The following is a 6,458-nucleotide window of genomic DNA, read 5'->3' as shown; positions in this document are numbered from 1 at the left end:
AGATAGGCGGTGAGCAGCCGCAGCTTGTTGTTGCGGCCGGGCTCGTAGGCGAGGCGATCGAGCAGTTCGGCGAAACGGTTCATGCCGCGGAATCCTCGCCGGCGGGCAAAGCCTCGTTTTCATCCTCATCGCCATAGCCGACCAGATCGAGCGGCCGCGCGGCGAGGTTTTGCGCCTTGCACCAGTGCACCAGCGCGTCTTCCTGGCCGTGGGTGACCCAGACCTCGCCGGCGCCGGTCGCTGCGATGGTCGCGGTCAGGCCGTCCCAGTCGGCATGGTCGGAAATCACCAGCGGCAGTTCGACGCCGCGCTGGCGGGCGCGGGCGCGTACCCGCATCCAGCCCGAGGCGAACGCGGTCACCGGATCGGGAAAGCGCCGCGTCCAGATATCCGATGTCGCCGACGGCGGTGCCAGCGTGATGGTGCCGGCGAGATCGGCCTTCTTCATGCCCTTGACCGGGCGCAGATCGCCCAAGGCGACACCACGGCTTTCATAATAGTGCGTGATCTTCTCCATCGCGCCGTGCAGGTAGATCGGCGCGTCGTAGCCGGCCGCGCGGATCAGCGCGATCACGCGCTGCGCCTTGCCGAGCGAATAGGCGCCGACCAGATGCGCGCGCTCCGGAAACAGGGTGACGGACGCCAGCAGTTTCCCGATCTCGTCCGCGGCATTGCCGTGGCGGAACACCGGCAGGCCGAACGTCGCCTCGGTGATGAACACGTCGCACGCCACCACCTCGAACGGTGCGCAGGTCGGATCGGCAACGTCCTTGTAGTCGCCGGAGGCGACGATGCGGGTGTCCCTGCAAGACACCTCGATCTGCGCCGAGCCCAGCACATGGCCGGCGGGATGGAATTTGACGGTGACGTCGCCGAGCCGGATCGCATCGCCATAGCCAACCGCCTGCGTGCGGCCGGCGAATTTGTCGCCATAGCGCAGCCGCATCAGGTCGAGCGTCTCCTGTGTCGCCAGCACCGCGCCATGGCCGGGGCGGGCATGGTCGGAATGACCATGGGTGATGACGGCGCGCTCGACCGGCCGCACCGGGTCGATGTGGAAACCGCCTGCCCTGCAGCACAGGCCGGCGGCAACGGGCATCAGGATGTCTTGCGGGCGCATTCCGACCATATAGGGCGCCTCATGTCGGATTTTTAGCCGTCATGCGCGGGCTTGACCCGCGCATCCATCTAAAGAAATGTCGACCGATGGATTGCCGGATCATCACCGATCAGGTCGGGGACAGGACTCCGGCAATGACGAATATAGAGCCGATGCCCGCGCGCCTGTTCCTGTCCTCCGGCGATCTGATGGCCGACCGCCGCTACGAATTCGCGCGCGATCTGCGGTTGAAGGGCAATCTGGCCGCCGCCGCCGATCTGTTGCTGCAGGCGACGGAGCTGGCGCCGAACTTCGCCTCGGCCTGGTTCACGCTCGGCGAAATCCGCGAGCGGCTCGGCGAGCACGACGCCGCGATCGCGGCGTTCCGCAATGCGCGCGCCGCCGACCCCGATGACCGCCATGGCGCCACCCTGCGCCTGATGCGGCTCGGCACTGAGCCGGTGTCGGACATGCCGCCTCGCTATGTGCAGGTGCTGTTCGATCAATACGCGCCGAGGTTTGAATCCGCGCTGGTGGACGATCTCGGCTATCGCGGCCCGGCATTGTTATTCAGGGCGGTGCTGTCGGTGCGATCAGCTGCCCGAAAACCCGCCTTCTTCGAACGCGCCATCGATCTCGGCTGCGGCACCGGGCTCGTGGCCGCCGCGTTCGCCAGCGAGGTCGATCATTTCATCGGCATCGACCTGTCGCCGCGCATGATCGAACGGGCGCGCGCCACCGGGCTCTATGCGGAGCTCGAGGTCGACGACATGTTCAGAGGTTTGCGAAGCAGGCCGGCTGCCAGCGCCGATCTGATCCTCGCCGCGGACGCCATGGTCTATGTCGCCGATCTGGCGCCGGTGCTTGCCGAGGCAAGGCGCGTGCTGGTCGCCGGCGGCCTGCTGGCGTTCACCGTCGAAACGCATCAAGGCGAGGGCGTCATCCTCGGCGAAGGGCTGCGCTATGCGCACGGCGTGCCTTGCGTGCGCGCGTCGGTCGAAGCCGCCGGTCTGGAATTATCGCAGCTGAAGCGCCTCTCCGCCCGCAACGAGGACCAGGTGCCGGTGCCGGGCCTGGTCGCGGTCGCGACCCGAACGTGAGTCCAGTCGCTACGCCGATATCGAATAGCGGCATTGCGTCGCAAAGTGGCCAGTTCGCTATTGCCGGGGCTGCCGGAATGTCAGATCAATGCGGCTTGCAGGGAGAAAACAACAATGAACAGCAAACCATCGAGGCGCGAATTCGGCGCCACCGCGCTTGCCACCATCGCCGCATCCGCCATGCCGGCCCCCTACCTCTGGGCCGCCGAGAAGAAATACGATCCGGGTTCCAGCGACACAGAAATCAAACTCGGGCAGACCGTGCCGCATAGCGGGCCGGGTTCGCTGTACGGCGTCATCGGCCGGGTCGGCGAAGCCTATTTCCAGATGCTGAACGACAAGGGCGGCATCAACGGCCGCAAGGTGAAGTTCCTGTCCATGGACGACGCCTACAGCGCGCCGAAATGCGTCGAGGCGACGCGGCGGCTGGTGGAGCAGGACGAAGTGCTGGCGCTGTTCGGCTCGCTCGGCACCGCGCCGCAGACCGCCGTGCACAAATATCTCAACGCCAAGGGCGTGCCGCAGCTGCTGCTCAACACCGGCGCGTCGAAGTGGAACGATCCGAAGAACCATAAATGGACCATGGCGGGCCTGCCGCTGTATCCGACCGAGGCGCGGATTCTCGCCAAGCATGTCGTGGGCGTGAAGCCGAATGCGAAGATCGGCATTCTCTACCAGAACGACGATTTCGGCCGCGACTTCCTCGGTCCCTTCAAGCAGGTGCTGGCGGACGCCGGCGGCACCGCCAAGGTGATCATGGAGCAGACCTACGACCTGACGGAGCCGACGGTCGATTCCCAGCTCATCAATCTTTCGAAGTCCGGCGCGGACGTCTTCTACAATATCACCACCGGCAAGGCGGCATCGCAGTCGATCCGCAAAGTAGTGGAACTCGGCTGGAAGCCGCTGCAATTGCTGTCGGCGGGATCGACCGGCCGCTCCATCCTCAACGCCGCGGGTTTCGAGAACGCGACCGGCATCGTCGCGATCCGCTACGCCAAGGAAGTCGGCGTGCCGCGCTGGGAGAAGGATCCCGACGTGATGGCGTTCGAGGAACTGCGCAAGAAATATCTGCCGACCGTCGATCCCGACAACACCATCGCCTTCGCCGGCTATGGCCAGGTGGCGTCGATGGCGGAAATCCTGCGCCGCTGCGGCGACGATCTCACCCGCGCCAACGTGCTGAAGCAGGCCACCACCCTGGCCGGCTTCCATTCGCCGTATTTCCTCGATGGCATCAATTTCAGCTATACGCCCGACGACTACACGCCGATGAAGACGCTCTACATCTCGATCTTCAACGGCAAGGACTGGGATATTTCCGACAAGCCGGTCACGGAGTAATGGGGCGGTGTCAATCTCCCTCGCCCCGCAAGCGGGGCGAGGTGACCAGGTGGCCCTCGACGAGGCGCGTCTAACGGCTTACGTCTTGATCCGTGCCGCCCCGCATTTTGCCCGCACCATCGGCCGAGACGGCCGCGCTATTGCCCGACCGTTTCCAGAAATGGTTCGCGTCGCGCGGCTGGTCGCCGCGCGAGCATCAATTGGCGCTGCTCGAAAAAGCCCGTGACGACCGTTCCGCGCTGCTGATCGCGCCGACCGGCGCCGGCAAGACGCTGGCGGGATTTCTGCCGACCCTGGTGGAACTTTCTTCGCTAACGCCACCTGGACTTGTTTCCGCCGGCCGCGGCGTGCGGCGGACCGGCGGCCTGCACACCCTCTACATCTCGCCGCTCAAGGCGCTCGCGGTCGACATCGCGCGCAACCTGGAAGCGCCGATCGCGCAAATGGGCTTGGCCGTCAAGGTCGAGACCCGCACCGGCGACACCCCGATGTCGCGGCGGCAGCGGCAGCGGCGCTATCCGCCGGACATTCTGCTCACCACGCCCGAGCAACTGGCGCTGCTGTTGTCCTCCGACGACGCGCCGTTCCTGTTCGGCTCGCTGAAGCGCATCGTGCTCGACGAATTGCATGCGCTGGTCACCTCCAAGCGCGGCGATCTGTTGTCGCTCGCTCTGGCGCGGCTGTGGCGGCTCGCGCCTGACATGCGGGCGATCGGATTATCGGCGACCGTCGCCGAGCCGGAATCGCTGGCGCGGTTCCTGGTGCCGCAGCGCGGCGGCATCGGCTATTCCGCCGACATCGTGGTCGCCGGCGGCGCGGCCGCGCCCGTTGTCGAGATGCTCGACACCAGAGAGCGCCTGCCATGGGCCGGCCATTCCGCGCGTCACGCGCTGAACGAGGTCTACGACCTGATCAAGCGCAACAGCACCACGCTGGTGTTCGTCAACACCCGCAGCCAGGCCGAGATGCTGTTCCAGGACCTCTGGCGCATGAACGACGACGGGCTGGCGATCGCGCTGCATCACGGCTCGCTCGATGTCGCGCAGCGCCGCAAGGTCGAGGACGCGATGGCGGCGGGCAAGCTGCGCGGCGTGGTCTGCACCTCCTCGCTCGATCTCGGCGTCGACTGGGGCGACGTCGACCTCGTCATCAATATCGGCGCGCCCAAGGGCGCCTCGCGGCTGATGCAGCGGATCGGCCGCGCCAACCACCGCATCGACGAGGCTTCGCGCGCCGTTCTTGTTCCGGCCAACCGTTTCGAGGTGCTGGAATGCCGCGTCGCGATCGACGCAATCGCGGAGAATGCGCAGGACACCCCGCCGCTGCGGATCGGCGCGCTCGACGTGCTGGCGCAGCACGTGCTCGGCTGCGCCTGCGGCGAGCCGTTTCTCGCCGATGAACTCTACGCCGAAGTGCTGACGGCGGCGCCCTATTCCGCTCTCGCGCGGACCGATTTCGACGACGTGGTCGATTTCGTCGCCACCGGCGGCTATGCGCTGAAGACCTATGAGCGTTTTGCGCGCATCAGGCAGGACAAGGCAAAAAATCCGGATTCGCGCTGGCGCGTCGCCAATCCCCGGGTGCGGCAAAGCTATCGGCTCAATGTCGGCACCATCGTCGAAGAAGCGATGCTGAAGGTGCGACTGGTGCGCTCGCGCGGCGGCGGCAAGGGCGACAGGGGATCGACCGGCGCGCTCGGGCGCGGCGGGCGGATGCTCGGCGAAATCGAGGAATATTTCATCGAAGGGCTCGTGGTCGGCGACACTTTTGTGTTCGGCGGCGAGGTGGTTCGCTACGAGGCGCTGGCCGAGGACCAGGTCTATGTCTCCCGCGCCAACGACAAGGATGCGAAAGTGCCGTCCTATGCGGGCGGCAAGTTTCCGCTCTCGACCTATCTCGCCGAGCGCGTCCGCAAACTGCTCGACGACCGGCGCGCCTGGAACGCGCTGCCGGACCAGGTGCATGACTGGCTGGCGTTGCAGAACAAATTCTCGCAGGTACCGGCGGTGCGCGAGCTATTGGTCGAAACCTTTCCCCGCGCGGACAAGCATTACCTCGTCTGCTATCCCTTCGAGGGCCGGCTGGCGCACCAGACGCTCGGCATGCTGTTGACGCGCCGGCTGGAACGCGCGCGGGCCCGCCCGCTCGGCTTTGTCGCCAATGAATATGCGCTGGCCGTATGGGGGCTCGGCGACGTCTCGTTCATGATCCGGCACGGCAAGCTCGATCTCGGCGCGCTGTTCGATCCGGACATGCTGGGCGACGATCTCGAGGCGTGGCTCGCCGAATCCGCGCTGATGAAGCGCACCTTCCGCAGCTGCGCGGTGATATCAGGCCTGATCGCGCGGCGCTTTACCGGCGAGGAAAAGAGCCGCCGCCAGGTGCTGTTCTCGACCGATCTGATCTACGACGTGCTGCGCAAGCACCAGCCCGACCACGTGCTGTTGCGCGCGGCGCGCGCCGATGCCGCCACCGGCCTGCTCGACCTGCGCCGGCTCGGTGATATGCTCTCCCGCATCCAGGGGCGAATCACCCACCGGGAACTCGACCGGATTTCGCCGCTCGCGGTCCCGGTGATGCTGGAAATTGGCCGCGAACAGGTCTATGGCGAAGCATCCGACGAGCTTTTGGCGGAAGCCGCCGACGAGCTTGTCAAAGAGGCGACGGGATAAAACGTGACGACAGGCGCGCAATCTTCGGGAGATATCCAGACCATGCGCGCTTCGACAGTTACCATCGCCGGCGTCACGCTGGTGGCCGACCTCTCCGGCGCGCTGTTCTGGGAAGAGCAGAGCCTGCTGGTCGTTTCCGACCTGCATCTTGAAAAAGGTTCGAGTTTCGCCGCGCGCGGCGTGCTGCTGCCGCCCTACGACACCGTGGCGACGCTGGGCCGGCTCGCGGCCGTCATCGCGCGG

4 protein-coding genes and 1 pseudogene are annotated in these 6,458 nt (G+C 66.1%); 4 read left to right on the top strand and 1 reads right to left on the bottom strand.

Annotated elements, in window-relative coordinates; all coding sequences use genetic code 11:
- Positions 1 to 79: 79 nt before the first annotated feature.
- Positions 80 to 1,120, bottom strand: a complete 1,041-nt coding sequence (locus WCE35_RS20590) for a ligase-associated DNA damage response exonuclease (protein WP_424595161.1) — start codon at positions 1,118 to 1,120, stop codon at positions 80 to 82.
- A gap of 152 nt (positions 1,121 to 1,272) precedes the next feature.
- Between WCE35_RS20590 and WCE35_RS20585 the strand changes: the two genes are divergently transcribed.
- The 4 genes and pseudogenes from WCE35_RS20585 to WCE35_RS20570 form a co-directional block, all read left to right on the top strand.
- Complete coding sequence (locus tag WCE35_RS20585) at positions 1,273 to 2,199, top strand: methyltransferase domain-containing protein (RefSeq protein ID WP_424595162.1); 927 nt, start codon at positions 1,273 to 1,275, stop codon at positions 2,197 to 2,199.
- A gap of 114 nt (positions 2,200 to 2,313) precedes the next feature.
- On the top strand, positions 2,314 to 3,543 hold the full coding sequence (locus tag WCE35_RS20580) for an ABC transporter substrate-binding protein (protein WP_424595160.1): 1,230 nt from the start codon (positions 2,314 to 2,316) through the stop codon (positions 3,541 to 3,543).
- A 92-nt stretch (positions 3,544 to 3,635) separates the two neighbouring features.
- Positions 3,636 to 6,215: a ligase-associated DNA damage response DEXH box helicase gene (locus tag WCE35_RS20575; protein ID WP_424595159.1), complete on the top strand. Its 2,580-nt coding sequence runs from the start codon at positions 3,636 to 3,638 to the stop codon at positions 6,213 to 6,215.
- Between the two features lie 42 nt (positions 6,216 to 6,257).
- A pseudogene (locus WCE35_RS20570) lies at positions 6,258 to 6,458 on the top strand (ligase-associated DNA damage response endonuclease PdeM); the annotation flags it as partial.

The organism is Bradyrhizobium sp., assembly GCF_049691595.1.
GTDB lineage: Bacteria > Pseudomonadota > Alphaproteobacteria > Rhizobiales > Xanthobacteraceae > Bradyrhizobium.
Note: the sequence above shows the minus strand (reverse complement) of the source record. Positions and strands in the feature narration are given on the sequence as shown.

Excerpts from the sequence above, each read along its gene's own strand:
- WCE35_RS20590 (WP_424595161.1), bottom strand. The coding sequence starts at position 1,120 with ATGCGCCCGCAAGACATCCTGATGCCCGTTGCCGCCGGCCTGTGCTGC.
- WCE35_RS20585 (WP_424595162.1), top strand. The coding sequence starts at position 1,273 with ATGCCCGCGCGCCTGTTCCTGTCCTCCGGCGATCTGATGGCCGACCGC.
- WCE35_RS20580 (WP_424595160.1), top strand. The coding sequence starts at position 2,314 with ATGAACAGCAAACCATCGAGGCGCGAATTCGGCGCCACCGCGCTTGCC.